Source organism: Pseudomonas sp. Pse79 (assembly GCF_024519615.1).
GTDB classification, from domain to species: domain Bacteria; phylum Pseudomonadota; class Gammaproteobacteria; order Pseudomonadales; family Pseudomonadaceae; genus Aquipseudomonas; species Aquipseudomonas veronii.
This window is the reverse complement of sequence record NZ_JALJRR010000002.1, coordinates 218916-245434: the sequence shown is the minus strand read 5'-3', so window position 1 is coordinate 245434 and position 26519 is coordinate 218916. Positions and strand designations below refer to the sequence as shown.

Sequence of the window (26519 nt, the reverse complement as noted above, 5' to 3'; positions counted from 1 at the left end):
GCCATTGATGACTGAATCAAACGAAACGCCGAACACCGTGGAACAGGGCGACGAGTCCAAGCACCGCCGCATCAAGAGCTTTGTGATGCGCGCCGGTCGCATGACCGAAGGCCAGCAAAAGGGCCTGGAGCAAGGCACGCCGCTGTTCGTCCTGCCCCTGGCCGACGCGCCGGTGGACTATGACCAAGTGTTCGGCCGTTCGGCCCCGCGCTCCCTGGAAATCGGCTTCGGCATGGGCCACTCCCTGCTGGAAATGGCTGCAGCCGCGCCGGAACAGGATTTCATCGGTGTGGAAGTCCATCGCCCAGGTGTCGGCGCGCTGCTCAATGGCGTGCTGACTCAGGGTTTGACCAACCTGCGGGTCTACGACTGCGACGCGATTGAAGTGCTCAACCGCTGCATCGCCGACAACAGCCTCGATCGCCTGATGCTGTTTTTCCCCGACCCATGGCACAAAAGCCGTCACCACAAGCGCCGCATCGTCCAGGCGTCTTTCGCGGAGCTGGTGCGCAGCAAGCTGAAAGTCGGCGGTATCCTGCACATGGCCACCGACTGGGAGCCCTATGCGGAATACATGCTGGAAGTGATGAACGTCGCCCCTGGCTACCGCAACCTGGCCGAAGACGGCAAATGCGTACCACGCCCGGCCGAGCGCCCGATCACCAAGTTCGAACGCCGCGGCGAGCGGTTGGGGCATGGGGTGTGGGATTTGAAGTTCGAGAAAGTCGACTGATCAGCCAGTAACTTGGAATGCGGTCAAAAAATGTGGGAGGGGGCTTGCCCTCGATAGCGGTGGGTCAGTCATAGAGTGGTTGACTGACACTCTGCTATCGGGGGCAAGCCCCCTCCCACATTGTTTTGTATCTGGCTTTAAATTCAGCGGCGGTCGGCGACGACGCCGATCAATACCAGCACCACCACCAATACCGGCGCCAGGCTGTAGTTATTGAACTGGCTCAGCCCCCGTACAATCCACGGCGTGGCGTAGATCAGCGCCGCGCCGCTGCCGATCATGCACAGCAGGGCCATCAACGGTACGCGCAAGGCGCCGGCGATGCTGCCCAGGCGGGCTTCGACCCAGCCTTTGATATCGGCGCCGAACAGCACCAACAGGCAGCCGACGAGGGCCAGGGAGATTTCCGACAGGTTGCTGCGGCTCCAGCGGGATACGGTGGCGAGCAGGTCGAGTACCAAATCCATTCGATTTCCTTAAGAGCGATCAGCTCAAAAACTTCTGCAACAGGTCATTGAGAAAGAGTTGCCCGCGGTCAGTCGCCGCCAGGCGTGACGGTTCGACCTGCATTAAGCCACTTTGTTCTGCCTCGGTGCGGCCTTGCGCGAGGCTTGCCAGCGCCAGCCCGGTGCGTTCGGCGTAGAGCTTGGCGTCGACGCCTTCGGTGAGGCGCAGGGCGTTCATCAGGAACTCGAACGGCAGCTCTTCGTTGGTCAGCGCGTTCGTGCCGGCCAGGAAGCTTTTGGCCGGGTTGAGGTAGTCCTTCGGTGCGCGGGTCTTCCAGGTGCGGACGATGCGCCCGTCCGGGTGGCTGAGCTTGCCATGGGCGCCGGCACCGATGCCGATGAAGTCGCCGAAGCTCCAGTAGTTGAGGTTATGTCGCGCCGCTCGCCCCGGTTGCGCATAGGCCGAGACTTCATATTGCGCGTAACCGTGTTCGGCCAGCAGCGCCTGGCCGGCTTCCTGGATATCCCACAGGGTGTCGTCTTCCGGCAGCGTCGGCGGCTGGTTCCAGAATACGGTGTTGGGCTCCAGGGTCAGTTGGTACCACGACAAATGGGTCGGTTTGAGCGCGATGGCCTGGCGCAGGTCGCTCAGGGCGTCGTCCAGGGACTGATCGGGCAAGCCATGCATCAGGTCCAGGTTGAAGTTGTCGAACCCGGCCTGGCGCGCCATGCCGGCGGCGCGCACGGCTTCATCGCCGTTGTGGATACGGCCCAGGGCCGCGAGTTTTTCCTGCTGGAAGCTCTGGATGCCGATGGACAGGCGGTTGATCCCCAGCTTGCGGTACGCCACGAACTTCTCTTGCTCGAACGTTCCCGGGTTGGCTTCCAGGGTGATCTCGATGTCGTCGGCAAACGGGATGCGCGCTTCCACGCCCTTGAGCAGACGGCCCAGCGCGGCGGCACTGAACAGGCTCGGCGTGCCGCCACCGAAGAAGATCGAACTCAGTTCCCTGCCATAAACCGCGTGCAGGTCCTGATCGAGGTCGGCCAGCAGCGCATCGACGTACTCTTCTTCCGGCAACACGGGGCTGGCGGTGTGGGAGTTGAAGTCGCAATAAGGGCATTTGCGCACGCACCACGGGATGTGGATGTACAGCGCCAGGGGCGGCAGATGGGGCAGGGCCGCCCGTGGTGTTTGCGCGCCGCCGTGGATCAGCGGCTGCGCGGAGGTGTTCTGGGTCATTTCAAGCCCAGGCGCTGGCGCAGCAAAGCCATGGCGCGGGCGCGGTGGCTGATCTGGTTTTTGTCGGCCGGGCTCAGTTCGGCGCTGGAGACATCGCGCTCCGGCACCCAGAACAGCGGGTCGTAGCCAAACCCATGCGCGCCGCTGGCCGCATGCAGGATGCGCCCGTGCCACAGGCCTTCGCAGAGGATCGGCAACGGATCGTCGGCATGTCGCACCAGGGCCAGCACGCAGACGAACTGCGCGCCACGCTCGGCATCCGGCACGTCCTTGAGCACGTCGAGCAGCTTGGCGTTGTTCGCCGCGTCGCCTTTGCCGTCGGCATAGCGCGCCGAATAGATACCGGGGGCGCCGCCGAGGAAGTCCACCGCCAGGCCCGAGTCGTCCGCCAGCGCCGGCAGGCCGGACAGGCGCGCGGCATTGCGCGCCTTGAGGATGGCGTTCTCGACGAACGACAGGCCCGTTTCTTCGGGCTCGACCTGGCTGAACTCGCCGATCGAGCGCAGTTGCACGGACTCGCCGAGCATGGCCTGGAGTTCTTTGAGTTTGCCGGCGTTATGGCTGGCCAGCACGAGTTGAGTCAGGTTCATCAGTCCGCCGGAAACAGTTCCTGGTTGAATTGGAAACCATGGGCCTTGCCGCCGGTTTCAACGTTGATGGTGAAAACCCGCACTTCCTGTTGCGGCACGTTGTAGGGCGCGAGGTAATAGATCGCACCTTTTTCGGTAATCTGCTTGAACGTCAGGATTTCGCTCCTGCCGCTCAGGTCTTTGATCGTGCCGGTCACTTGCGCGGCCACGGGCGTCACGCCCTTGATCACGGTCACGTTGATCAAGCCCTTGTTCTTGCTGCGTACCACGCCGACAGCCTGGGCCGTATCGGGTTGCAGGAAGCTGGAGGTGAAGGTGTTGTAGTGTACGGTGATATCGCCAAATTCCTTCTGGCGCTTACTGTCGATGGCATCGGCGGCCATGGCGCTGACGCCCAGGCACGCGGTGAGTAGAAATACAGCCAGGCGTCTCATATTCGTCTTCCTCGAAAATAGTTAGACGGCGATCTTGTGGTCTGTCAGGCCCGGGCTGCTGACCCGGTAAATCCCGATTTCACCCAACAGGTTGGGCCATAGTTTACTCGCCCAGCCGTGGCGGTGCTGTTGATCGACGGCAAGGCGGTTGATCACCTTGGCTTCCCGCTCGCCACACAGGGCTTCGAAGTCTTCGAAGGTGCAAAAGTGGATGTTCGGCGTGTTGTACCACGTGTACGGCAGGAAATCCGACACCGGCATGCGGCCCTTGGTGGCCAGGTACCAGCGGCAGCGCCAGTGACCGAAGTTGGGGAAGGTGATGATGCACTGGCGGCCGACGCGCAGCATTTCGTCGAGGATGCGGTCCGGGTAATGCACCGCCTGCAGGGCCTGGGTCATCACCACGACGTCGAAGCTGTTGCTGGCAAAGTTGCCCAGGCCCTTGTCCAGGTCCTGCTCGATCACGTTGATGCCCTTGGCCACGCACTCGGCGATGTTGTCCGGGTCGTTTTCCAGGCCATAGCCGGTGACTTGCTTGTTGTCGCGCAGCCAGCTCAGCAGTTCGCCATTGCCGCAGCCAAGGTCGAGCACGCGGCTGCCGGCGGGTATCCAGTCTTGGATGATTTCCAGGTCGGCTCTCATGGCGTTCTCACAGAGTTATGCGGTTCATGTAGTTACTGAACGCCTGCAGATAACGAGGAATCGGGATCAGGAAGGCGTCGTGGCCTTGCGGAGCATCGATTTCCAGGTAGCAGACGTCTTTCTTCGCCGCCATCAAGGCATCCACCAGTTCCCGCGAGCGGGCCGGCGAGAAGCGCCAGTCGGTGGTGAACGACATCACGCAGAACTTGGCCGACGCGCCCTCGAAGGTTTTCGCCAGGTCGTCGTCGAAGTTGGCGGCCGGGTCGAAGTAGTCCAGGGCCTTGGTCATCAGCAGGTAGGTGTTGGCGTCAAACCGCCCGGAGAACTCTTCGCCCTGATAACGCAGGTAGCTTTCCACCTGGAACTCGACGCTGTGGAAGTCGTAGTTGAGTTTCTCGCTCTTGAGGCCGCGGCCGAATTTCTCGCCCATGGAATCGTCGGACAGGTAGGTGATATGCCCAACCATCCGCGCCAGCATCAAGCCGCGCTTGGGGATCACGCCGGCTTCCTGGAACGAGCCGCCGTGGAAGTCCGGGTCGGTCAGGATCGCCTGGCGCGCCACTTCGTTGAAGGCGATGTTCTGCGCCGACAACTTGGGGGCCGAGGCGATGGCCAGGCAATGGCGCACGCGATCGGGGTAAGTGATGGTCCATTGCAGGGCCTGCATGCCGCCGAGGCTGCCGCCGATCACGGCGGCCCATTGCTGGATGCCCAGCCGGTCGGCCAGGCGCGCCTGGCTGTGGACCCAGTCTTCCACGGTCAGCACCGGGAAGTCGGCGCCGAAGGGCTTGCCGGTTTCCGGGTTGAGGCTGCTGGGGCCGGTCGAGCCGTTGCAGCCGCCGAGGTTGTTCAGGCTGACCACAAAGAACTTGTTGGTATCGATGGGCTTGCCGGGGCCGATGCAGCTGTCCCACCAGCCGGGCTTGCGCTCGTCGACGCTGTGGAAGCCCGCGGCGTGATGATGGCCGGACAAGGCGTGGCAGATCAGCACGGCGTTGCTCGCCGTGGCGTTCAACTGGCCGTAGGTTTCATAGATCAGGTCGTAGGCTGGCAGCGAACGTCCGCAGGCCAGGGCCAGCGGTTCGCTGAAGTGCGCCATTTGGGGCACGACCAGTCCAACAGAATCGGGGGGAAAGGCAGCTGGCATCGACCCTGCTCTCGTTTAAATGAGGCGTAAGTCTAAAGACCGCTGCCCCTAGCGGCAAGCAAAGGCCGGAGGTTATCCGGCCCTGACACGCAAGCGGGGCCGAATCAGATCAGCCCGAACAGCTCTTTGGGCATGAACGCATAGAACGCCAGGCGCGGGATCACCCAGCTTTGCAGGAGCTGGATCGCGATAAATGCGAAGATCGGCGAGATGTCCAGACCGCCCAGGTTGGGGATCAACCGGCGGAACGGCGCCAGCACCGGTTCGGTGATCTGCGCGACCAGCTCGGCCCCAGGGCTGCGGCTGCCGGGTGCGACCCACGAGAGGATCACGCTGATGATCATCGACCAGAAGAGGATCTTCAAAAACAGCGAGAAAACCCCGATCAGCGCCCATGGCAGCAGCAGGAGGGTCAAGGCCTGGTAGCCGTTGAGCATCAGGATCACCGCGAACAGCAGGATCTGCAGCAGCAGCGCCAGCACCAGCGAGGACATGTCCAGCCCGAACAGGCTCGGGATCACCCGGCGCAGGGGCTTGAGCAGCGGCTGGGTGGCCTTCACCACGAACTGGCACAGCGGGTTGTAGAAGTTCGCCCGCACCAGTTGCAGGATAAAGCGCATCAGCACGATCAGCAGGTACAGGCTGCCCAGGGTCTGGATGATGAAAATGGCAGCGTCATTGATTCCGAGCATGTTCGATTCCTATCTAGTCCAGTTGCAGGTTGGGGACGACTATTTGCCCAGTTGCTCGGCCATCTCGGCCGAACGATGTGCCGCGGCACCCAGTGCTTTTTCCACCAGGGCTTCGAAGCCCCCGGCCTGGAACGATTCAATGGCGGCTTGCGTGGTGCCGCCGGGGGAGGTCACGCGGCGGCGCAGTTCGGCGGCATCCACGTCGCTGGTCACGGCCATCTGCGCGGCGCCCAGGGCGGTTTGCGCGGCCAGTTGCTCGGCGATGTCCCGGCTCAGGCCCAGTTTCACGCCGGCGGCGGTCATGGCTTCGATCAGCAGGAAGAAGTAGGCAGGGCCGCTGCCGGAGACGGCGGTCACCGCGTCCAGTTGCTCTTCCTGTTCCAGCCACAGGGCGATGCCCACGGCGGACAGCAGTTCCTGGGCCTGGTCGCGCTGTTCGGCGCTCACCTGGGCGGTGGCATACAAACCGCTCACGCCTTTGCGCAGCAGCGCCGGGGTGTTGGGCATGCAGCGCACGATGGGCTGGGCGCCGAGCCAGCGGTTCATGCTGGCGCAGGTGATGCCGGCGGCGATGGACACCACCAACTGGTGCGGCTGCAGGCTCGGGCGCAGGCTTTCGCACACGGCCTTCATGGCTTGCGGCTTGACCGCCAGCACGATCACGTCGACGCCCTGGATGGCCTCGGCGTTGTCGGCGAAGGTGTCGATACCGTGTTCGGCGCTGACGCGGGCGCGGGTTTCGGCGCCCGGATCGCTGGCGCGGATCTGTTGGGCTTGCAGGCCCTTGGCCCGCAGGCCGCCGATCAGGCTGGCCGCCATGTTGCCGGCGCCGATAAAGGCAATACGCGTGTTGCTCATGACAGGTCCTTATTCAGTGGGAAGTCGGCCATTTCACGGCTGACCGTAGTCGCGGGCGCCAAACAGAGCGGTACCGATCCGCACCCAGGTGGCGCCTTGGGCGATGGCCGACTCGAGGTCGTGGCTCATGCCCATGGAAAGTGTGTCGAGCGGCAGGTTCAAACTGGCCTGCAGGTCGCGGACGGCGGCGAACGCTGCATCCTGTGCGGCGCGGTCTTCGGTCGGTTCAGGGATCGCCATCAAACCGCGCAACTTCAAGCGCGGCAGGGCGCTGATCGCGTTGGCCAGCGCCGGCAGGTCGGCGGGCGTGCAGCCGGACTTGCTGGCTTCGCCACTGACGTTGACCTGGATGCAGATGTTCAGCGGCGCCAGGTCGGCCGGGCGTTGTTCGGACAAGCGTTGTGCGATTTTCAGGCGGTCCACGGAATGCACCCAAGCGAAGTTCTCGGCGATCGCGCGAGTCTTGTTCGATTGAATGGGGCCGATGAAGTGCCAACTCAAGGGCAGGTCGGTTAATTCGGCCTGTTTGCCCAAGGCTTCCTGCAGGTAGTTTTCGCCGAAATCGCACATCCCGGCGGCATAGGCTTCGCGCACGGCTTGCGCGGGCTTGGTCTTGCTCACGGCCAGCAGGTGGATGCTGTTTGCGTCACGTTGCACGGCGTCGGCTGCGGCGCGGATGCGCTGGCGAACCTGGCCAATGTTGTCTGCTATCGTCGACATTCAAGATGCGCCCGTGGATATGGAGTCCGCGGCATTCTACTGGAAATGGAAAGCCCTATGGATATCACTGAATTACTCACGCACAGCGTGCGCCGGGGCGCCTCCGACCTGCACCTGTCGGCCGGCCTCGCACCGATGCTGCGGATGGATGGCGAGGTCTGGTCCCTGGATGGGCCAGTGCTGTCACCCACGCACGTGGCGGATTTGCTCAGCCCTTTGCTCAACCAGTACCAACAAAAGGATTTCGAAACATCTCTTGAAACGGATTTCGCCTTCGAACTGCCCGGTGTCGGGCGATTCCGGGTGAATGTGTTCCAGCAGGCGCGTGGCATGGGCGCGGTGTTTCGCAACATCCCCGCCCAGGTCCAGAGCCTGGAAAACCTCGGGTTGGGCGCGGTGTTCCAACGTATCGCCCAACTGCCGCGCGGCCTGGTGCTGGTGACCGGGCCCACGGGTTCGGGCAAGTCGACCACCCTGGCGGCGCTGATCGATCACCTCAACCAGCACCGGCGCCAGCACATCCTCACCTTGGAAGACCCCATCGAGTTCATCCACCAGCCCTGCCGGGCCTTGATCAACCAGCGCCAGGTGCACCGCGACACCCACAGTTTTTCGGCGGCCTTGCGTTCGGCACTGCGGCAAGACCCGGATGTGATCCTGGTGGGTGAACTGCGTGACCTGGAAACCATCCGCCTGGCGCTGACGGCGGCTGAGACCGGGCATCTGGTCTTCGGCACCCTGCACACCGCATCGGCGGCCAAGACCGTGGATCGCCTGGTGGACGTGTTTCCGGCGGGAGAAAAGCCGATGGTCCGCTCGATGCTCTCGGAGTCGCTGCAGGCGGTGGTGTCCCAGGTGTTGGTCAAGAAGGTCGGCGGCGGGCGCGTGGCGGCCCATGAAATCATGCTGTGTACGCCCGCCATTCGCAATTTGATCCGCGAAGACAAGGTGGCGCAGATCGTCTCGGCGATTCAGACCGGTGGCGCATCGGGGATGCAGACGTTGGATATGCGCTTGAAGGCCTTGGTCACGCAGGGCGTGATCAGCCGGGAGGCGGCGCGGGAGAAGGCGAGGGTGCCGACAGACATATGAGATCTTGTGGGCAATGAAATCAAATGAGGGAGGGGGCAAGCCCCTCCCACATGGGTACTGTATTCCAGCGTCAGATCAGCGTTGGACGATCCGCAGGTTGTTCTGTTCTTTCGGCAGAACCCGCTTGGCGATCACGTAGTTCTTGTCCCAGAACGGCTTCTTCAGGGTATCGATGCTGACCGACTTGCCACGGCGCGGTGCGTGGATAAAGCGGTCGTTGCCCAGGTAGATGGCAACGTGGTTAACCCGGCGGCTCTTCAATTTGAAGAACAGCAGGTCGCCCGGCTTCAAGTCCTTGCGGTCAACCTTCTGGCCGTGGCCGGCGGCCATAGCGTTGGAGGTGCGTGGCAAATCCACCGCGGCAACGTCGTTGAACGCATATTTTACCAGGCCGCTGCAGTCGAACCCTTTACTTGGGCTGCTGCCGCCCCAACGATAAGGTGTACCGAGCACATTCACGGCGCGGCTGAGGACGGTGCTGCTTTGCTTGGTGTTACCCGCCATCAGGCCGGGTGTTGCCTTACCGTGGGCCTTGCTCAGTTGAGTCGGGCGGCTGACGGTGGGCTTTACGGATTTGGCCGTGCTGGGTGTGCTGTGGACTTTAGGGGTGAAACCGTTGACGTTAGGAAGTCGTTGCTCACGATTGGTGGCGTGGGCGGCCAGTGGCATTAATAGGCAAATGGTTAGCCATGTCTTGAAAAATGGTCGCATTAGGCGTGGCTCTTATGGGTTTGCGCGCAACTTTATAACAGCTTTTTGTGTCGTTCTCAGGCCGTTTGTCGACTGAACCTTGGGGTCAAACTCAGGAAATACGCGACGAATCGCCGCAATTGTCCTACACAAGTCAGGTGGCATCAGGCTTTCAGGGGAGCGAAGATACCATCGGCCATACGTCGGGCGCATGTAAAAAAGTCACAAAGAAAGTGAAAAAATTTATCTATCGCAGCAAAAGAGGTACGCCATGAACACCTATCGACAGGATGTTTCGCAGCAAGACACCCACAGCAAGGTGATCGGTTACCTGCTCTGGATTTTTGGTTTTACCGGGGCGCATCGCTTCTATTACGGCAAACCCGTCACCGGGACGATCTGGTTTTTCACGTTGGGCTTGCTGGGTATTGGCTGGCTGATCGACTTGTTCCTGATTCCGGCGATGGACCGTGAAGCCGACCTGCGTTTTACCGCCGGCCCGATCGAATACAACGTGGCCTGGATTCTGTTGGCGTTTCTCGGGGTGTTCGGTGTACACCGGATGTACCAGGGCAAATGGATCACCGGCCTGCTGTACCTGCTGACCGGCGGCCTGTTCCTGGTGGGGGTGTTGTATGACTTCTGGACGTTGAATACGCAGATATCGATCCGTAACGCCGAGCTAAGAGGCGGGCGCTGATCTCTCAAGCTCTATAGAGAACCCAATGTGGGAGGGGGCTTGCCCCCGATGGCGGTGGACCAGTCAGCTTATCTGTAGCTGACCCACTGCTATCGGGGGCAAGCCCCCTCCCACATTGACTGTGCTCACTCCAGACTTGTATCAGGCCTGGTAGCTGATGCGTCCGTCCACCAGGGTGTAGCGCACGCTCGCCGGCAGGCTATGGCCGATGAACGGGCAGTTTTCGCCCTTGGACAGCCAGTGCTCACCGGCAATCGTCGAGCTGGCTGGATCGAACAGCACCAGGTCTGCCGCCGCCCCCACCGCCAACTTGCCCGCCGGCAGGCGCAAGGCTTCGGCAGGGCCTGCACTCAGGCGCGCCAGCAGCGTCGGCAGGTCGAGCAAGCCATCCTCCACCAGCGTCATCGCCAACGGCAGCAACAGCTCGACGCTGCTGATACCCGGCTCGGTCGCGCCGAACGGTGCCAGCTTGGCATCGCGCTCGTGGGGCTGGTGATGGCTGGAAATCGCCGACACCACACCGGACTTCACCGCCGCACGCAAACCCTCGCGGTCGGCACGGGTGCGCAGCGGCGGTTGTACGTGATACAGGCTGGAGAAGTCGATCAGCGCCTCGTCCGTCAGGATCAACTGATACAGCGCCACGTCCGCCGTCACCGGCAAGCCGCGGGCCTGGGCCTGGGCGATCAGGGCCACGCCGCGGGCGCTGGTCAGTTGGCTGAAGTGCGCGCGCACGCCGCTTTGTTCCACCAGCAGCAGATCGCGGGCCAGGGCCACGGTTTCCGCGGTCTCCGGGATGCCCGGCAGGCCGAGGAAGCTGGCCACGGCGCCTTCATGGGCCAGGCCGCCTTCGGCCAGGTCGCGGTCCTGGGAGTGGAAGATCACCGTCAGGTCGAAGGTGGCCGCGTATTCCAGGGCACGGCACAGCGTGCGGGTGCTGCGGAAACTCTCCAGGCCGTTGCCGAAGGCCACGCAACCGGCATCGCGCAGCGCAATCAGTTCGGCCAGTTGCTCGCCTTCCAGGCCTTTGCTCAGGGCGCCGATGGGGAACACTTTGCAATTGCCGGCTTCGCGGGCGCGGTCGAGGATCAGCTCGGCCACGGCTGAGGTGTCCAGCACCGGCTTGGTGTGCGGCGGGCAGCACAGGCTGGTGACGCCACCGGCGGCGGCGGCGCGGGTTTCGCTGGTGATGTTGCCTTTGCGGCTGTAACCCGGCTCGCGCAGGGCGACGTTCAGGTCGACCAGGCCAGGCGCGGCCACCAGGCCCTTGGCGTCGAGGGTCTCACTGGCGCTGAAGCCAGCGGGCGCAGCGCCGATGGCGATGATCTTGCCGGCTTCCAGATGAAGATCGGTGACTTGATCCAGGCCACTGGCCGGATCAATGACGCGGGCGCCGAGAATGCTGAGCTTCACTGGGCCTTCTCCTGCTCGAATTGACGTTGCGCGGTTTGCCCGCTCATGGCCATGGACAGCACCGCCATGCGTATGGCGATGCCGTAGGTCACCTGGTTGAGAATCACCGACTGGTTGCCGTCGGCCACCGCCGATTCGATCTCCACCCCTCGGTTGATCGGCCCCGGGTGCATCACGATGGCATCCGGCTTGGCTCCGGCCAGGCGCGTGGTGGTCAGGCCGAACAGGCGGTAGAACTCGCCTTCGCTCGGCAACAGGCCACCGGACATGCGTTCGCGTTGCAGGCGCAGCATGATCACGACGTCCACATCCTTGAGGCCTTCGGTCATGTCGGTGTAGACCTTCACGCCGTATTGCTCGATGCCGATCGGCAGCAGGGTTTTCGGTGCGATCACGCGGATATCCGGGCAACCCAGGGTTTTCAGGGCCAGCATGTTCGAGCGCGCTACCCGCGAGTGCAGGATGTCGCCGACGATGGCCACCGAAAGGTTTTCAAAGCTGCCTTTGTGCCGACGGATGGTGAGCATGTCGAGCATGCCCTGGGTCGGGTGGGCGTGACGGCCGTCGCCGCCGTTGATGATCGCCACCTGCGGGCAGACGTGCTCGGCGATGAAGTGCGCGGCGCCGGAGTCGCCGTGGCGCACCACGAACATGTCGGCGGCCATCGCTTCAAGGTTGCGCAGGGTGTCGAGCAGGGTCTCGCCCTTGCTCGCCGACGAGGTCGACACGTTCAGTGTGATCACGTCGGCCGACAGGCGCTGGGCCGCCAGTTCGAAGGTAGTGCGGGTGCGCGTGGAGTTCTCGAAGAACACATTGCAGATGGTCTTGCCGCGCAGCAGCGGGACCTTCTTCACCGCGCGGCCACCGACTTCGAGGAACGAGTCGGCGGTGTCGAGGATTTCGGTGAGCAGTTCACGGGGCAAACCGTCGAGGGACAAGAAGTGTTGCAGCTGGCCCTGAGCATTGAGCTGCAGCGGGCGCTTGGCATCTAGAGGCGTCATCGCGGGGACTCTTTACAAGGCGGGTTAAAGGGCAAGGTCTTGCAGTTCGAGTACGAGCGGCGTGGGACCGGACAATTTTACCCGCTGCTGGGCTGAAAGCGACAGGGTCGCGCCGACCACATCCGGGCTGATCGGCAGCTCGCCGGCGTCCAGGTCCAGCAGGCAGACCAGCGTCACGCTGGCGGGGCGGCCGTAGTCGAACAGCTCGTTCAGCGCGGCACGGACGGTGCGGCCGCTCATCAGCACGTCGTCGATCAGCACCAGGTGCTGGCCTTCGATTTCGAACGGCAGGGCCGACGGGCGCACTTGCGGGTGCAGGCCGTTCTGGCTGAAGTCGTCGCGGTAGAAGGACACATCCAGCGTACCCAGCGGCGAATCGTTGCCCAGCTCTTGCAGCAGCGCCTGGGCCACCCACACGCCACCCGTGCGAATGCCGATGAAGCGCGGCTCGCTGATGCCACGGTGTTTCAGGTGGGCCTTGAGGCGAATCGCCATCTGGCTGATCAGTTCGGCGGGGTTTGGCAGGCTCATGGTCGCTCCTTCAAGGCCTTGCGCGGCAGGGTTTGCCAGCAAGGACCGGGCTCAAACGTAAAAAGACGCGGCAAGCCGCGTCAGTCAGGATTCAAATAACGCGGTGTTTTCATCCAGCCAACCCTGCAACAGCAAGGCCGCGGCGATGGCGTCCACCGGGTTGTCGCGGTAGCTGCCTTTCTGCCCGCCACGGTCGCGGCGCTCACCCTTGGCTTCGAAGGTCGTCAGGCGCTCATCGTGGGTATAAAAAGGCAGGTTGTAGCGGCCGTTGAGGCGGCGCGCGAACTTTTCGGCGCGCAGGCACATGTCGCTGGGGGTGCCGTCCATGTTCAAGGGCAGGCCGACCACCGCCGCGTCGGGCTTCCACTCCTTGATCAGGGCTTCGACCTGGTTCCAGTCCGGTATGCCGTTCTGGGCTTTCAAGGTACACAGCTCGCGGGCCTGGCCAGTGATGACCTGGCCGACAGCGACGCCGATCTGTTTGGTGCCGTAGTCAAAACCGAGGATCAGACGCAAGGCCATCAGGCGTGCCCCGCCTGGCTGGTCAGCAGGCTGAGGTTGACCCGCAGCTTGGCCGCGGCCGCGTCCAGGCGCAGCTCGGCGGCAGTGTTGAACAGAATGTCGGCATCGTAGGGGCAGGTCAGCCAGGCGTTACTGGCCAGCTCGGCCTCCAGTTGCCCGGCTTCCCAGCCAGCGTAGCCGAGGGTGATCACACTCTGTTCGGGGCCGACGCCGTCGGCGATGGCGAACAACACGTCCTGGGATGTGGACAGCGACACGCCGTCGAGGTCCACCGTGGCCTGGAACTTCGGCCCGGTCGGGTGCAGCACAAAGCCGCGATCGGTCTGCACCGGCCCGCCGATATAGATCGGCACGCCCTGGCAGCGGGCTGGCGGGTCGATCTCCGGGCGCAGTTGCTCGAGGATATCGGCCAGGTTCAGCTCTTGCGGGCGGTTCACCACCAACCCCATGGCACCATTGGCCGTGTGCTCGACAATGTAGGTCAAGGTCTGCGCAAAGTTCGGGTCGGCCATATGGGGCATGGCGATCAGGAATTGGTGCTTGAGGTAGGTCGGGCTGACATTTTTCATGTCCGCTAGTGTGGCGTTGGAGGGGCGAACTGACAAGCTGGGAGTGATCCGAATACAGCGCCGTCGCCTTTTCTGTAGGAGCGAGCTTGCTCGCGAAAAACGCCAACGATAACGAAGTGCTCCAGGTAGAACCGCGTCGCTCTCAAGTTTTTCGCGAGCAAGCTCGCTCCTACAGTGATTGGTGTTGATTGGGGTTATCAGTTGCTGGACAGGCGATCGCCCTTGGCAAACCGCCAGGTGCGGATGATTTCCAGGCGGTCCACGTCATTCAGGTCGCCGCTGAACGGCGCAAAGGGCGCGGCCAGGCGCACGATGCGCTGGGCGGCCTGGTCCAGCAGCGGCTGGCCGGACGATTCGAGTACCTGCACTTCATATAACGTGCCGTCGCGGTTGATCGACACCAGCAAGCGCAAATTGCCGTAGATCTGCTGGCGGCGGGCCTCGTCCGGGTAGTTGAGGTTGCCGATGCGCTCGACCTTCTTGCGCCACTCGTCCTTATACCAGGCGCCTTTGTCGCGCATGGTGGACGCCGCGTTCAGGCGGTAGATGCGCGGGCGCTTGGCGTACAGCTGTTGCTCATTGGCCAGTTCGGCTTCGAGGCTGGATATCTGGTCGGAGAGCTGCGAGCTGTCGAAGGTCGGCGCCGGCTTGACGGGCTCGGGTCGCGGTTCGGTCTTGGTTTTCTCGCGCTGGGTCGCGGCTTTTTGCGGTTTCGGCGCGATGGTGGTCACCACAGGCTTGGGCGCGGCCTGGGGGACTTCGGGCTTGGGCGTCGGTGGCGGGGAGACTTTATTTACCTTGTTGTCCTGGAACGGCGCCACTTCGGTGGTCTTGGGCACGGCTTTCTTGTCCAGCGTGCCGCTGCCCTGCTGATTGTCCTGGGCGAGAAAATCGGCCTTCTCGGGCTTCTTTTCGCTCTTGAACGTGGCGAGGGTGATTTCCAGGGTCTTGGTGATTTGCTTGGGTTCGACCATGGTGAAACCCACGCCGAGGATCAGCGCCAGGTGGATCAATGCCGCGAGAAACAGGGTAAATCCGAGCCGATCAGCCGGGCGCACGCCGCTGGGGGAGGGTTCGAAGGGCAGATCGGACGGGAGTGTCATGACAAGAAAACCAACATCGCGTGTTTCACAGGTGGCGCATGATAACGCAATGTTGGCGGGTGTCCGGCTGTTCTATGTCACTTGGCTTGTAGCTTGCGCTCAATCGCGGCCATCAGCATTTCGCCGATGTTCGTGCCAAATGCATTGTCGATCTCGCGAATACAGGTCGGGCTGGTGACGTTGATTTCGGTGAGGTGTTCACCAATTACGTCGAGGCCTACGAACAGCAAACCTTTTTCCCGCAGGGTCGGGCCGACCTGGGAAGCAATCCAGCGGTCCTTGTCCGACAAAGGCCGGGCTTCGCCACGACCGCCGGCCGCCAGGTTGCCGCGGGTCTCGCCGGCTGCCGGGATGCGCGCCAGGCAATAATCCACCGGTTCGCCGTCGATCATCAGGATGCGCTTGTCGCCGTCCTTGATCGCCGGCAGATAAGCCTGGCCCATGATCTGCTGGGTGCCCAGGGCGGTCAGGGTTTCGAGGATCACCGACAGGTTCGGGTCGCCAGCGCGGTGGCGGAAGATCGAGGTGCCGCCCATGCCGTCCAGCGGTTTGAGGATCACATCGCCGTGCTTGGCGGCGAATTCGCGCAGCACATCGGCGCGGCGGCTGACCACGGTCGGCGGCGTGCAGTGCGGGAACAGCGTGGCGAACAGCTTCTCATTGCAGTCGCGCAGGCTCTGCGGCTTGTTGACGATCAGCACGCCAGCGCGCTCGGCCTGCTCCAGCAGGTAGGTGGAGTAGACGAATTCCATGTCGAACGGCGGGTCCTTGCGCATCAGGATCACGTCCAGGTCGCTCAGGGGGCTGTCGATTTCGTCTTGCAGCTCGAACCACTTTTCAGGGTTGGCGAACACCTCGAGCGGACGCATCCGCGCACGCGCCTCGCCGTCGCCCTGGTAAAGGTCGCGCTGTTCCATATAGAACAGGCTCCAGCCGCGGGCCTGGGCGGCCAGGAGCATGGCCAGCGAGCTGTCCTTTTTATAGGAAATGCTGGCGATAGGGTCCATGACAATGCCGACGCGAACGCTCATGGGGGATTTCCTCTAGCAAATTAGGGCGCATAAAAGTGGCGTCAGAGTGGCGCTGCGACTGTTGTGGGTCAAGGAAAAACCACCTGGCGGGTCGCTCGATAGATTGCTCCACGAGACTGTGCTAAAAAGACTGCCACGGCGCAGCAGCCCCTGAATTCCAAGGCTTGTGACGCTCATCCTGGGCAGTATCAGGCCGTACACACCGAAAACCGATTCGCTGTGGCGATGGTAGAGCAGATATGGAACAGCATTCCAACGCCTTGAGAGTGATGGTGATCGACGATTCGAAAACGATCCGCCGCACCGCCGAAACCCTGTTGAAGAACGTGGGCTGCGATGTCATCACGGCCATCGATGGTTTCGATGCCCTGGCCCGGATTGTGGATCATCACCCGCACATTATCTTTGTCGACATCATGATGCCGCGCCTGGATGGCTATCAGACGTGCGCCCTGGTGAAGAACAACCCGGCGTTCAAGTCGATCCCGGTGATCATGCTGTCTTCCAAGGACGGCCTGTTCGACAAGGCCAAGGGGCGTATCGTCGGTGTCGATCAGTTTTTGACCAAGCCTTTCAGCAAGGAAGAACTGCTGGGCGCGATCAAGGCCTACGTGCCGGGTTTCGCCGCAGTAGAACAAGCACACTGACGCAACCTCACAAGGGCGTGCGTCTTCCAATGTAGTGGGGAAAACCATGGCACGTGTTCTGATCGTCGACGATTCGCCGACCGAAATGTACAAACTGACCGGCATGCTGGAAAAGCACGGTCATCAGGTCTTGAAAGCGGAAAACGGTGCCGACGGCGTGGCCCTGGCCCGCCAGGAAAAGCCCGACGCGGTCTTGATGGACATCGTGATGCCGGGCCTCAATGGCTTCCAGGCCACCCGCCAGCTGTCCAAGGAGCGGGAAACCAATGGCATCCCGATCATCATCATCACCACCAAGGACCAGGAAACCGACAAAATCTGGGGCGCGCGCCAGGGCGCCAAGGATTACCTGACCAAGCCGGTGGACGAAGCCACGCTGATCGCCACCCTGAACAAGGTCTTGGCCCGCTGACGGCACGCCATCATGACCGAGTCGCTAACCGCCTTCGAGCTGCTGCTGGACATCGACCGCCGCTGTCGCCTGCTGGCCGCTGACCTGCCGTCCCAGGAAACCCGCCTGCAAGGCTGGAGCGGGATCGGCTTTCGCGTGGGCGAACAGTGGTTTGTCGCGCCCATGCGCGAAGTCGCCGAAGTGCTGCATGAGCCGCGCTGCACTTTAATGCCCGGGGTCAAGACCTGGATCAGAGGAGTCGCTAACCTGCGTGGGCGCCTGCTGCCGGTGATGGATCTCGGTGGGTTCCTCGGCCATGCGCTGTCCAAGGCAGACAAGCAGCGGCGGGTATTGGTCGTGGAATACCAGGACATATTTATCGGGCTGCTGGTGGACGAGGTGGTGGGTATGCAGCATTTCGCACAAGACGCCTTGTTGCCCAGCGCCACCCCCGGCGTGCCCTTTATCAGTGGCCGGTTCGACGCTGATCAGCAGTGGCAGGTCTTCAGCCCCTTCGCTCTGGCCCAGGCCCCTGGCTTCATGGATGTTGCCGCATGACCACCGCTACCACACCCAAACCCCAGGCAGGCTCACGCAGCCGCTCGCAGATCATCGTGCTGTTTATTGCGCTGATCGTGTTCATCATGTTGCTGTTCGCCAACTTCGCGTACCTCAACACCCAGTCCACCTACGACAAGCAGTACATCGGCCACGCCGGCGAGTTGCGGGTGCTGTCCCAGCGTATCGCCAAGAACGCCACCGAAGCCGCCGCCGGCAAGGCCGCGGCGTTCAAGTTGCTGGCGGAGGCGCGCAATGACTTTGCCCGGCGCTGGGGTTACCTGAAAAAGGGCGACCCGGACACCGGCCTGCCCGCCGCGCCCAGTGCGGTACGTGCAGAGATGCGGGCGGTGCAGACCGATTGGGAAGCGCTGCTGAAAAACACCGACGCGATCCTCGCCAGCGAACAGACCGTGCTGTCGTTGCATCAAGTTGCCGCGACCCTGGCCGAAACCGTGCCGCAACTGCAGATGGAATCGGAAAAGGTCGTGGATATTCTGCTGCAACGCGGCGCCCCGGCCAGCCAGGTGGCCTTGGCCCAGCGCCAGTCGCTGCTGGCCGAGCGGATCCTGGGGGCGGTCAACACCGTGCTGGCCGGTGACGAAACTGCCGCGCAGGCCGCCGATGCCTTTGGCCGCGATGCCAACCGCTTCGGCCAGGTGCTCACCGGCATGCTCCAGGGCAACCCCGGGCTGCGCATCACCCAGGTCGAGGACCACGACGCACGGGCGCGCCTGGCGGAAATCGCCGAACTGTTCGAGTTTGTCTCCGGCTCCGTGGACGAGATCCTCGAAACCTCGCCGCAACTGTTCCAGGTCCGGGCCTCGGCGAGCAATATTTTCAACCTCTCGCAAACCCTGCTCGATGAAGCCTCGCACCTGGCCACCGGCTTTGAAAACCTCGCCGGCGGGCGCAGCTTCGACACGATCGGCGGCTATGTGCTGGGCTTGCTGGCGCTGGCCTCGATCATCCTGATCGGCCTGGTGATGGTCCGCGCCACCAACCAGCAACTGCGGGAAACCGCCGAGAAGAACGAGCGCAACCAGAACGCGATCATGCGCCTGCTGGATGAAATCGAAGACCTGGCCGACGGCGACCTCACCGTGACGGCCTCGGTGACTGAAGACTTCACCGGCACCATCGCCGACTCCATCAACTATTCCGTGGACCAACTGCGCGACCTTGTCGCTACCATCAACCTCACCGCCGGCCAGGTCGCCGGCGCGGTGCAGGACACCCAGGCCACCGCCATGCACCTGGCGCAGGCCTCGGAGCATCAGGCCCAGCAGATCGCCGAGGCCTCCACCGCGATCAAGCAGATGGCCCAGTCGATCGATCAGGTGTCGGCGAACGCCGCTGAATCCTCGGCGGTGGCCGAGCGCTCGGTGGAAATCGCCAACAAGGGCAATGAAGTGGTGCACAACACCATCCACGGCATGGACAACATTCGCGAGCAGATCCAGGACACCGCCAAGCGCATCAAGCGCCTGGGCGAGTCGTCCCAGGAGATCGGCGACATTGTCAGCCTGATCGATGACATCGCCGACCAGACCAACATCCTTGCGCTCAACGCCGCGATCCAGGCAAGCATGGCCGGGGATGCCGGGCGCGGCTTCGCGGTGGTTGCCGATGAAGTGCAACGCCTGGCCGAACGCTCCTCGGCGGCCACGCGGCAGATCGAAACCCTGGTGCGGGCGATCCAGGCCGACACCAACGAAGCCGTCATCTCGATGGAACAGACCACCACTGAAGTGGTGCGCGGCGCACGGCTGGCCCAGGACGCCGGGGTGGCGCTGGAAGAGATCGAAGGCGTGTCGAAAACCCTGGCGGCGCTGATCCAGAGTATTTCCAACGCGGCGCAGCAACAGACGTCGTCGGCGGGGCAGATCTCGCTGACCATGAACGTCATCCAGCAGATCACCAGCCAGACCTCATCGGGCTCGACCGCCACCGCCGAGAGCATCGGCAACCTGGCGAAAATGGCCAGCCAGTTGCGCCGCTCAGTATCGGGCTTCACCTTGCCGGCTGCTAAGCAGGCTGATGATTGAAATGCAATCCAAATGTGGGAGGGAGCTTGCTCCCGATGGCAGTGGGTCAGTCAATGAATCAGGTGACTGATACACCGTCATCGGGAGCAAGCCCCCTCCACATGTGATCTCGCTCTTTGTTTCAAGAACACCAGCAACCTTTGTTTCAAGAACACCAGCAACTCATGAATTCTAAGCGGAGCAGTTATGGTTGATCGGCACGACTACGTGGCCCTCGAATGGGTCAAGGGCGACATTGCCGAAACCCTGAAACAGGCCCGTTCGGCGCTGGACGCGTTTGTCGAAACCACCGACAACGACACCCTCGGCGACTGCCTGGCGTGCATCCATCAAGTGCATGGCGCTTTGCAAATGGTCGAGTTCTACGGCGCGGCGCTGCTCGCCGAAGAAATCGAAGCCCTGGCTCTGGCCCTGCAGGCCGGGCGCGTCAGCCAGCGCGATGAAAGCATCCGCCTGCTACAACAAGCCCTCGGCCAATTGCCGCTGTACCTGGACCGCATCCACAGCGCGCGCCGCGACTTGCCGCTGGTGGTGTTGCCGCTGCTCAACGACCTGCGCAGTGCGCGCGGCGAAAGCCTGTTGTCCGAAACCAGCCTGTTCAGCCCGCAACTGCTGTCGATTGCGCCGTTGTCCGAAGAAACGCTGGCGCAACGTGCGCCGCCCGACCTGAACGAGCAGGTGCGCCAGTGGCACCTGCTGCTGCAACAAGCCCTGGCCGGGTTGCTGCGCGAAGATCACGGCCCGAGCAACCTGGAAGACATGGCGCGGGTCTTCGCCCGCCTCGAAGCGCTGTGCCAGGGCGCGCCGCTGTTGCCGCTGTGGCAAGTCACCTCGGCGCTGGTCGAGGGCATGTTGACCGGCGTGATCGCCAACAGCCCGGCGCTGCGCAGCCTGCTCAAGGCCAGCGACAAGCAACTCAAGCGCCTGCTCGTCCAGGGCATTGGCGGCATCAACCAGCCGGCGCCGGATGAACTGCTCAAGAGCCTGCTGTTCTACGTCGCCAAAGTCACCCGGCCAACGCCGCGCATGCAAAGCCTGAAAGAACGCTATGGCCTCGATGAAGCCTTGCCCGACAGCGCCGTGGTCGATGCCGAACGGGCGCGCCTGGCCGGGCCGGACCGCAATGCGATGGGCTCGGTGCTCGGCGCGTTGTGCGAGGAGCTGGTGCGGGTCAAGGAACGCCTCGACCTGTTCGTGCGCAGCGACCGTCAACACACCAGCGACCTCGATGCGCTGTTGGCGCCGCTGCGGCAAATCGCCGATACCCTCGCGGTGCTGGGCTTTGGCCAGCCGCGCAAAGTCATCATCGACCAGCTTGCGGTGGTGTTGAGCCTGGCCCAGGGCCAGCGCGAACCCAACGATGCGGTGCTGATGGATGTCGCTGGCGCGTTGCTCTACGTCGAAGCCACGCTGGCCGGGATGGCGGGCACGGTCGAGCCGGAAAACCGCGAAGAAAGCCGCCTGCCCACCACCGACCTGACGCAGATTCATCAGTTGGTGATCCGCGAGTCCTGCCAGTGCCTCAAGCAAGCCAAAGAGCTGGTGATCGACTGCATCGACGCCCAGTGGGAGCGCCAGCGCCTGGAGTCCCTGCCGGAGCTGTTGAGCCAGGTGCGCGGCGCCCTGGCGATGATTCCACTGCCACGCGCAGCGAGCCTGATGCGCGGTTGCACCGATTACGTCGATGAACAACTGATGATCAACGACGCAGTGCCGTCCGCAGAGCAGCTGGAGCATTTCGCCGACGTGATCAGCGGCCTGGAGTACTACCTGGAACGCATGCTCCAAGACCCTGACGCCGCTGGCGAACGGGTGCTGGAGCTGGCCACCCGGGGCCTGGCCGCGCTGGGTTACCTGCCTGCCGAAAAGCCCTGGCGCCAGGCGCTGGTGGCGCCGGATGGTGCGCTGTCGAGCGAGAGCACGCCGAGCCAGTCCCAGTTCGACGCGCTGGCCAATCCCGCTTCGCGCTTGAACCCGCCCGCCCTGCAACGCCCCGGCAGCCTGCTGCCGCCGCCGGCCGGTGAAGAGCCGATCGACGACGAACTGCGTGAAGTGTTCCTCGAAGAGACCGCCGAAGTCCTCGAGGTGCTGCACCACCATCTACCGAGCGGCGTCGATAAAACCGCCCTCGGCGAAATGCGCCGTGCCTTCCACACCCTCAAAGGCAGCGGCCGCATGGTGCGGGCCCTGGTGCTGGCGGAACTGGCCTGGGCCGTCGAGAACCTGCTCAACCGCGTGCTGGAGCGTAGCGTGGCCGCCGGCCCCGAGGTGCAACAGGTGCTGGATGAAGCAGTGGCCCTGCTGCCGGAACTGATCGCCGACTTCGCCGCCGGTGCCCAGCGCCAGCGGGACGCGGTCGACGCCCTGGCCGCGCGCGCCCACGCGTTGGCCAGCGGCACTGCCGTGGCGGCTGCCGAACCCCATGACCCGATGCTGCTGGAGATCTTCCGCAACGAAGTCCAGAGCCACCTCGACAGCCTCAACCATTTCCTGCGCCAGGCCGCCGAGCATGTGCCGCTGCAAGTCAGCGATGAGCTGCAACGCGCCTTGCACACCCTCAAAGGCAGCGCTTACATGGCCGGCGTGCTGCCGATCGCCGAACTGGCGCGCCCGCTCGATCACCTGACCCGCGAGTACAAGGCCCACCGCCTGCCGTTGGACCTGGATGAAGTGGAACTGCTGCTGGAGGCCGAGGGCCTGTTCCAACGGGGCTTGCGCCAGTTGAACGGCGACCCGCTGATGCCGATCCAAGGGGCCGCCGACCTGATCGGTCGCACCCAAAGCCTGCTCGATCAGCAGCTTCAAGCCCAGCTCGAAGCGCCGAGCACTGGGCTGCGGATCAAGCGTGATCCGCAACTGATCAACAACTTCCTGGCCCAGGGCATGGACATCCTGCTCGACGCCGAAAGCCTGCTGCGCCGCTGGCAACAACACCCCGGCGAACGCCAGGAACTGACCGCGCTGCTGGATGAATTGACCACCCTGGGGCAGGGCGCGCATCTCGCCGACCTGCACGCCATCGACGAACTGTGCGAAGCCCTGCTCGACCTTTACGGCGCCGTGGAAGAAAGCAGCCTGGCGGTCAGCGAGCGGTTTTTTCAGGAGGCCGAACAGGCCCACGAAGCGCTGATCAACATGCTCGACGAACTGGCCGCCGGCCAGGAAATCAGCCCGGCCCCGACGCGCATGCAAGCCTTGCGCGAGCTGCTGGATGGCGCCCTCGATCCGTCCGCCACCGGCCTGATCAAAAGCGACGGCAGCCGTGCGCTGAGCATCTCCGAACTGGGCGCCGCGACGGCCCGGCTGGATCGGCACGCGGTGGTAGATGATGAGATCGTCGAGATCTTCCTCGAAGAAGCCGTGGATATCCTCGACAGCGCCGGGCAATCCCTCAAGCGCTGGTTGCTGGAACCCGAGGGCGTAGCGCCGTTGACCTCGTTGCAGCGCGATATGCACACCCTCAAGGGCGGCGCGCGCATGGCCGAAATCGGGCCGGTCGGCGACCTTGCCTACGAGCTGGAAGGCCTTTACGAAGGCCTGGCGGACCGCCGCTACAGCTATTCCGGCGAGCTGTCCCAGGTACTGATGTCCAGTCATGAGCACTTGGCGTTGCAGTTGGACCAGTTGCAAGAGCATCAGGCGCTGAGCGATTCCAGTGAGTTGATCGCCAAAGTCCGGGCGTTGCGCCACAGCGGTTCGCCCACGGCGCCGGTCGCGGCCGCGCATACCTTGGGCATCGACCCTGAATTGCTGGATATCTTCCTCGAAGAAGCCGCCGATATTCTCGACAGCTCGGGCGCGGCGTTGCTGCGCTGGCAGGCTGAGCCCCATAACCGCCAGGAAGTCGAAACCCTGCTGCGCGACCTGCACACCCTCAAGGGCGGTGCGCGCATGGTCGAGATCGGCCCGATCGGCGACTTGGCCCATGAGCTGGAGTTTCTCTACGAAGGCTTGTCCTCCGGTTTGCTCGTGGCGTCCTCTGAGTTGTTCGCCTTGCTGCAAGGTTGTCACGACCGCCTGGCGCAGATGATCGATGCGGTGGCGGCGGGCTTGCCGGTGGGCTCGGTGGACAAACTCATCGAGCGCATCAAGAGCCTGGTCCACCCCAGCGATGAGCCGGTGGCGGCGGTGGCGTTGGTGACAGGCAAGGCCGAAGCGGCTGTCGAACCGACGGCCGACATGGTGAAAATCTCCGCCGACCTGCTGGACGACCTGGTCAACCTGGCCGGTGAAACCTCGATCTTCCGTGGCCGAATCGAACAGCAGGTCAACGACGCGCAGGTTGCCCTCAACGAGGTGGAAACCACCCTCGAGCGCATGCGCGACCAACTGCGTCGGCTCGACAGCGAAACCCAGGGCCGCCTCTTCAGCCGTCAGCAGGCCGAAGCCGAGCGCTTGGACTATGACGAGTTCGACCCGCTGGAAATGGACCGTCATTCACAGTTGCAGCAACTGTCCCGGGCGTTGTTCGAGTCTGCTTCCGACTTGCTCGACCTCAAGGAAACCCTCGAACGCCGCAACCAGGATGCCCACGACCTGTTGCAGCAACAAGCGCGCATCAACACCGAATTGCAAGAAGGCCTGATGCGAACGCGCATGGTGCCCTTTGAACGCATGCTGCCGCGCCTCAAGCGCATCGTGCGCCAGGTCGCGCAGGAGTTGGGCAAGGACGTGGAATTCGTGGTCGGCAATGCCGAGGGCGAGATGGACCGCAACGTGCTGGAGCGCATGGTCGCGCCGCTGGAACATATGCTGCGCAACGCCGTCGACCACGGCCTGGAGTCCCGCGAGGCGCGGCTGCTGGCCGGCAAGCCCGAGAAGGGCCGCGTCACCCTGGACCTGACCCACGAAGGCGGCGATATCGTCTTCGACCTGCGCGACGACGGTGCCGGCGTGTCTCTCGATGCGGTACGGCGCAAGGCGATCAAGCGCGGCCTGCTCGCCGCTGATCAAGAGATCAGCGACCATGACGTGTTGCAGTTCATCCTGCAGCCGGGGTTCTCCACCGCGGAAAAGATCACCCAGATTTCCGGGCGTGGCGTGGGCATGGACGTGGTGCATGAAGAAGTGCGCCAGCTTGGCGGCTCGATGTTTATCGATTCGATACCGGGGGCGGGCGTGCATTTTCGTATTCGCCTGCCGTTCACCGTGTCGGTCAACCGTGCGCTGATGGTGCAGTGTGCGGACGATCAATACGCGATGCCGCTCAACACCATCGAAGGCCTGGTGCGCGTGTTGCCCCATGAGCTGGAAGGGCACTATCAACTGGACCCGCCACGTTATGAATACGCTGGTCAGCGCTATGAGCTGTTTTACCTCGGCGACCTGCTGCACACGGTCGCCCGCCCGAAACTGCTGGGCCAGTACCAACCGTTACCCGTGCTGTTGGTGCAGTACAACGAACGGCACGTGGCGGTGCAGGTGGACAGCATGGCGGGGAGCCGGGAAATCGTGGTCAAGGGCCTGGGGCCGCAGTTTGCCGGGGTGAAGGGGCTCTCCGGGGCGACCATTCTCGGCGATGGCCGTGTGGTCTTGATCATCGACCTGCTCGCCCACATCCGCGCCCGGCAACCGGCCTTGCCGGCCCAGGTGGTGGACGTCCCGCTGCTGCTCAACGCGCCGCTGAAAAAGCGCCCGCTGCTGGTGCTGGTGGTGGACGACTCGGTCACCGTGCGCAAAGTCACCAGCCGCCTGCTCGAGCGCAACGGCATGAACGTCCTCACCGCCAAGGACGGCATCGACGCCATGGCCGTGCTGGAAGAACACACCCCGGACCTGATGCTGCTGGACATCGAAATGCCGCGCATGGACGGTTTCGAAGTGGCCATCCAGGTGCGCAACGACCCACGGCTGATGCGCTTGCCGATCATCATGATCACCTCCCGCACCGGCCAGAAACACCGCGACCGTGCCATGGCCATCGGCGTCAACGACTACCTCGGCAAGCCGTATCAGGAGTCGGTGCTGCTGGAAAGCATCGCCTATTGGAGCAAGTCCCATGCTTGACCACCGCACCAGCCAACTCACCGGCCTGCTCCTGCCCCTCGCCGACCGCCACCTGGTGCTGCCCAACGTCGCCATCGCTGAACTGATCGACTTCCAGCGCGGCGAACCGGCCAGCGACGCACCGCCCTGGTACCTGCGGCAAGTGACCTGGCGCGACCGGCAATTGCCGCTGATCAGCTTCGAAGCGGCCTGCGGTGAAGCCAGCGTGACCGGCGAGCGCTCGCGCATCGTCGTGCTGAACGCCCTGGGCGGGCGGCCGTCATTGAAGTTCATTGCGATGGTGATCCAGGGGATTCCCCGCTCGTACAAACTCGATAGCCAGTTGAGCTACGTGGATGTGCCGCTGTGCCCGCTGGAACTGGCGGCGGTGCAGGTGGGGGAGCATGTGGCAAAAGTGCCGGATTTGATGGGGTTAGAAGCCCTGCTGGTTGAATCCGGCCTGGCCTGAACATAAGCCTTGCGATGATCCCGATGTGGGAGGGGCTTGCTCCCACACAGGTTGGCGTTGAGCGCACTGATGTCAGAATTGAATGTTGTTTATGTAGGCAAGTTCTTTGCCTGGATTGGACAGGTTTTCCGGCCTGAATGGGACTCCCTTTTGGGGACCGCTATTTAAAAGACACCACCGAACAAATGTGGGAGGGGGCTTGCCCCCGGTGGCGGTGTGTCAGTCTCAGTATCTGTAACTGAGCCACTGCCATCGGGGGCGAGC

General features: G+C 63.2%; 26 protein-coding genes. 9 read left to right on the top strand and 17 right to left on the bottom strand.

Going from position 1 to position 26519, the window contains the following annotated elements; all coding sequences use genetic code 11:
• Positions 1-7 precede the first annotated feature (7 nt).
• Positions 8-733: a tRNA (guanosine(46)-N7)-methyltransferase TrmB gene (gene trmB / locus NR164_RS04270; protein WP_017845015.1), complete on the top strand. Its 726-nt coding sequence runs from the start codon at positions 8-10 to the stop codon at positions 731-733.
• A 143-nt stretch (positions 734-876) separates the two neighbouring features.
• Here the strand turns inward: trmB and NR164_RS04265 are convergent, their stop codons facing one another.
• The 9 genes from NR164_RS04265 to NR164_RS04225 all read right to left on the bottom strand — a co-directional run bounded on the left by NR164_RS04265 (position 877) and on the right by NR164_RS04225 (position 7505).
• Positions 877-1200, bottom strand: a complete 324-nt coding sequence (locus tag NR164_RS04265; RefSeq protein WP_003176691.1) for a DUF3392 domain-containing protein — start codon at positions 1198-1200, stop codon at positions 877-879.
• Positions 1201-1219: 19 nt separating this feature from the next.
• The gene (gene hemW, locus NR164_RS04260; RefSeq protein WP_046381755.1) at positions 1220-2422 is read right to left on the bottom strand and encodes a radical SAM family heme chaperone HemW; all 1203 of its coding nucleotides are present in this window, start codon (positions 2420-2422) and stop codon (positions 1220-1222) included.
• On the bottom strand, positions 2419-3015 hold the full coding sequence (gene rdgB, locus NR164_RS04255; RefSeq protein ID WP_026139793.1) for an RdgB/HAM1 family non-canonical purine NTP pyrophosphatase: 597 nt from the start codon (positions 3013-3015) through the stop codon (positions 2419-2421). Before rdgB ends, hemW begins: the two co-directional genes overlap by 4 nt.
• The gene (locus NR164_RS04250) at positions 3012-3446 is read right to left on the bottom strand and encodes a DUF4426 domain-containing protein (RefSeq protein ID WP_046381756.1); all 435 of its coding nucleotides are present in this window, start codon (positions 3444-3446) and stop codon (positions 3012-3014) included. Before NR164_RS04250 ends, rdgB begins: the two co-directional genes overlap by 4 nt.
• 21 nt (positions 3447-3467) lie before the next feature.
• Positions 3468-4088, bottom strand: coding sequence for a methionine biosynthesis protein MetW (metW, locus tag NR164_RS04245; protein ID WP_017845011.1), 621 nt, complete (start codon positions 4086-4088; stop codon positions 3468-3470).
• A gap of 7 nt (positions 4089-4095) precedes the next feature.
• Positions 4096-5235: a homoserine O-acetyltransferase gene (locus NR164_RS04240; RefSeq protein WP_046381757.1), complete on the bottom strand. Its 1140-nt coding sequence runs from the start codon at positions 5233-5235 to the stop codon at positions 4096-4098.
• 104 nt (positions 5236-5339) lie between these two features.
• Complete coding sequence (locus tag NR164_RS04235; RefSeq protein ID WP_017845009.1) at positions 5340-5927, bottom strand: YggT family protein; 588 nt, start codon at positions 5925-5927, stop codon at positions 5340-5342.
• A gap of 39 nt (positions 5928-5966) precedes the next feature.
• Positions 5967-6785 carry a pyrroline-5-carboxylate reductase gene (gene proC / locus NR164_RS04230; protein WP_017845008.1) on the bottom strand — a complete coding sequence of 273 codons (819 nt, stop codon included), beginning with the start codon at positions 6783-6785 and terminating at the stop codon, positions 5967-5969.
• Between the two features lie 33 nt (positions 6786-6818).
• On the bottom strand, positions 6819-7505 hold the full coding sequence (locus tag NR164_RS04225; RefSeq protein WP_017845007.1) for a YggS family pyridoxal phosphate-dependent enzyme: 687 nt from the start codon (positions 7503-7505) through the stop codon (positions 6819-6821).
• Between the two features lie 57 nt (positions 7506-7562).
• Here NR164_RS04225 and NR164_RS04220 point away from each other — a divergent pair, with 57 nt between their 5' ends.
• On the top strand, positions 7563-8597 hold the full coding sequence (locus tag NR164_RS04220; protein ID WP_256822342.1) for a type IV pilus twitching motility protein PilT: 1035 nt from the start codon (positions 7563-7565) through the stop codon (positions 8595-8597).
• A gap of 75 nt (positions 8598-8672) precedes the next feature.
• Here NR164_RS04220 and NR164_RS04215 read toward each other — a convergent pair whose 3' ends face one another.
• The gene (locus NR164_RS04215) at positions 8673-9308 is read right to left on the bottom strand and encodes a C40 family peptidase (protein ID WP_046381760.1); all 636 of its coding nucleotides are present in this window, start codon (positions 9306-9308) and stop codon (positions 8673-8675) included.
• 250 nt (positions 9309-9558) lie between these two features.
• On the opposite strand from NR164_RS04215, the gene NR164_RS04210 reads away from it, so the two are divergent.
• Entirely contained in the window at positions 9559-9987 is a 429-nt protein-coding gene (locus NR164_RS04210) for a TM2 domain-containing protein (protein WP_017845004.1), read from the top strand.
• Positions 9988-10128: 141 nt separating this feature from the next.
• Here the strand turns inward: NR164_RS04210 and NR164_RS04205 are convergent, their stop codons facing one another.
• From NR164_RS04205 to gshB, 7 genes are all read right to left on the bottom strand, one after another.
• Positions 10129-11400 carry a dihydroorotase gene (locus NR164_RS04205; protein WP_057003953.1) on the bottom strand — a complete coding sequence of 424 codons (1272 nt, stop codon included), beginning with the start codon at positions 11398-11400 and terminating at the stop codon, positions 10129-10131.
• Positions 11397-12401 carry an aspartate carbamoyltransferase catalytic subunit gene (locus NR164_RS04200; protein WP_017845002.1) on the bottom strand — a complete coding sequence of 335 codons (1005 nt, stop codon included), beginning with the start codon at positions 12399-12401 and terminating at the stop codon, positions 11397-11399. Before NR164_RS04200 ends, NR164_RS04205 begins: the two co-directional genes overlap by 4 nt.
• Before the next feature lie 24 nt (positions 12402-12425).
• Positions 12426-12932, bottom strand: a complete 507-nt coding sequence (gene pyrR, locus NR164_RS04195; protein ID WP_017845001.1) for a bifunctional pyr operon transcriptional regulator/uracil phosphoribosyltransferase PyrR — start codon at positions 12930-12932, stop codon at positions 12426-12428.
• Between the two features lie 84 nt (positions 12933-13016).
• Positions 13017-13454, bottom strand: coding sequence for a Holliday junction resolvase RuvX (ruvX, locus tag NR164_RS04190; RefSeq protein WP_256822341.1), 438 nt, complete (start codon positions 13452-13454; stop codon positions 13017-13019).
• Positions 13454-14023 (bottom strand): YqgE/AlgH family protein, encoded by a 570-nt coding sequence (locus tag NR164_RS04185; protein ID WP_017845000.1) that lies wholly within the window; start codon positions 14021-14023, stop codon positions 13454-13456. Before NR164_RS04185 ends, ruvX begins: the two co-directional genes overlap by 1 nt.
• 197 nt (positions 14024-14220) lie before the next feature.
• A complete protein-coding gene (locus tag NR164_RS04180) occupies positions 14221-15126 on the bottom strand; it encodes an energy transducer TonB (protein ID WP_256822340.1) in 906 nt (301 codons plus the stop codon).
• Between the two features lie 77 nt (positions 15127-15203).
• Complete coding sequence (gshB, locus tag NR164_RS04175; RefSeq protein WP_017844998.1) at positions 15204-16157, bottom strand: glutathione synthase; 954 nt, start codon at positions 16155-16157, stop codon at positions 15204-15206.
• A gap of 239 nt (positions 16158-16396) precedes the next feature.
• On the opposite strand from gshB, the gene pilG reads away from it, so the two are divergent.
• From pilG to NR164_RS04145, 6 genes are all read left to right on the top strand, one after another.
• Complete coding sequence (pilG, locus tag NR164_RS04170) at positions 16397-16804, top strand: twitching motility response regulator PilG (RefSeq protein WP_010564379.1); 408 nt, start codon at positions 16397-16399, stop codon at positions 16802-16804.
• Positions 16805-16850: 46 nt separating this feature from the next.
• Positions 16851-17216, top strand: a complete 366-nt coding sequence (gene pilH, locus NR164_RS04165) for a twitching motility response regulator PilH (RefSeq protein ID WP_017844997.1) — start codon at positions 16851-16853, stop codon at positions 17214-17216.
• A 12-nt stretch (positions 17217-17228) separates the two neighbouring features.
• A complete protein-coding gene (locus NR164_RS04160; protein WP_046381763.1) occupies positions 17229-17753 on the top strand; it encodes a chemotaxis protein CheW in 525 nt (174 codons plus the stop codon).
• Complete coding sequence (locus NR164_RS04155; protein ID WP_046381764.1) at positions 17750-19801, top strand: methyl-accepting chemotaxis protein; 2052 nt, start codon at positions 17750-17752, stop codon at positions 19799-19801. Before NR164_RS04160 ends, NR164_RS04155 begins: the two co-directional genes overlap by 4 nt.
• Positions 19802-19987: 186 nt before the next feature.
• Positions 19988-25807 (top strand): Hpt domain-containing protein, encoded by a 5820-nt coding sequence (locus tag NR164_RS04150; protein WP_079444868.1) that lies wholly within the window; start codon positions 19988-19990, stop codon positions 25805-25807.
• Complete coding sequence (locus tag NR164_RS04145) at positions 25800-26255, top strand: chemotaxis protein CheW (RefSeq protein WP_017844993.1); 456 nt, start codon at positions 25800-25802, stop codon at positions 26253-26255. Before NR164_RS04150 ends, NR164_RS04145 begins: the two co-directional genes overlap by 8 nt.
• The last annotated feature ends 264 nt before the right edge of the window (positions 26256-26519 follow it).

Excerpts from the sequence above, each read along its gene's own strand:
- NR164_RS04210 (WP_017845004.1), top strand. The coding sequence starts at position 9,559 with ATGAACACCTATCGACAGGATGTTTCGCAGCAAGACACCCACAGCAAG.
- hemW (WP_046381755.1), bottom strand. The coding sequence starts at position 2,422 with ATGACCCAGAACACCTCCGCGCAGCCGCTGATCCACGGCGGCGCGCAA.
- NR164_RS04185 (WP_017845000.1), bottom strand. The coding sequence starts at position 14,023 with ATGAAAAATGTCAGCCCGACCTACCTCAAGCACCAATTCCTGATCGCC.
- metW (WP_017845011.1), bottom strand. The coding sequence starts at position 4,088 with ATGAGAGCCGACCTGGAAATCATCCAAGACTGGATACCCGCCGGCAGC.
- proC (WP_017845008.1), bottom strand. The coding sequence starts at position 6,785 with ATGAGCAACACGCGTATTGCCTTTATCGGCGCCGGCAACATGGCGGCC.
- NR164_RS04240 (WP_046381757.1), bottom strand. The coding sequence starts at position 5,235 with ATGCCAGCTGCCTTTCCCCCCGATTCTGTTGGACTGGTCGTGCCCCAA.
- NR164_RS04215 (WP_046381760.1), bottom strand. The coding sequence starts at position 9,308 with ATGCGACCATTTTTCAAGACATGGCTAACCATTTGCCTATTAATGCCA.
- NR164_RS04200 (WP_017845002.1), bottom strand. The coding sequence starts at position 12,401 with ATGACGCCTCTAGATGCCAAGCGCCCGCTGCAGCTCAATGCTCAGGGC.
- NR164_RS04150 (WP_079444868.1), top strand. The coding sequence starts at position 19,988 with ATGGTTGATCGGCACGACTACGTGGCCCTCGAATGGGTCAAGGGCGAC.
- NR164_RS04145 (WP_017844993.1), top strand. The coding sequence starts at position 25,800 with ATGCTTGACCACCGCACCAGCCAACTCACCGGCCTGCTCCTGCCCCTC.
- NR164_RS04180 (WP_256822340.1), bottom strand. The coding sequence starts at position 15,126 with ATGACACTCCCGTCCGATCTGCCCTTCGAACCCTCCCCCAGCGGCGTG.
- ruvX (WP_256822341.1), bottom strand. The coding sequence starts at position 13,454 with ATGGCCTTGCGTCTGATCCTCGGTTTTGACTACGGCACCAAACAGATC.
- NR164_RS04250 (WP_046381756.1), bottom strand. The coding sequence starts at position 3,446 with ATGAGACGCCTGGCTGTATTTCTACTCACCGCGTGCCTGGGCGTCAGC.
- NR164_RS04160 (WP_046381763.1), top strand. The coding sequence starts at position 17,229 with ATGACCGAGTCGCTAACCGCCTTCGAGCTGCTGCTGGACATCGACCGC.
- pyrR (WP_017845001.1), bottom strand. The coding sequence starts at position 12,932 with ATGAGCCTGCCAAACCCCGCCGAACTGATCAGCCAGATGGCGATTCGC.
- pilH (WP_017844997.1), top strand. The coding sequence starts at position 16,851 with ATGGCACGTGTTCTGATCGTCGACGATTCGCCGACCGAAATGTACAAA.
- NR164_RS04220 (WP_256822342.1), top strand. The coding sequence starts at position 7,563 with ATGGATATCACTGAATTACTCACGCACAGCGTGCGCCGGGGCGCCTCC.
- gshB (WP_017844998.1), bottom strand. The coding sequence starts at position 16,157 with ATGAGCGTTCGCGTCGGCATTGTCATGGACCCTATCGCCAGCATTTCC.
- NR164_RS04235 (WP_017845009.1), bottom strand. The coding sequence starts at position 5,927 with ATGCTCGGAATCAATGACGCTGCCATTTTCATCATCCAGACCCTGGGC.
- NR164_RS04225 (WP_017845007.1), bottom strand. The coding sequence starts at position 7,505 with ATGTCGACGATAGCAGACAACATTGGCCAGGTTCGCCAGCGCATCCGC.
- NR164_RS04265 (WP_003176691.1), bottom strand. The coding sequence starts at position 1,200 with ATGGATTTGGTACTCGACCTGCTCGCCACCGTATCCCGCTGGAGCCGC.
- trmB (WP_017845015.1), top strand. The coding sequence starts at position 8 with ATGACTGAATCAAACGAAACGCCGAACACCGTGGAACAGGGCGACGAG.
- pilG (WP_010564379.1), top strand. The coding sequence starts at position 16,397 with ATGGAACAGCATTCCAACGCCTTGAGAGTGATGGTGATCGACGATTCG.
- NR164_RS04155 (WP_046381764.1), top strand. The coding sequence starts at position 17,750 with ATGACCACCGCTACCACACCCAAACCCCAGGCAGGCTCACGCAGCCGC.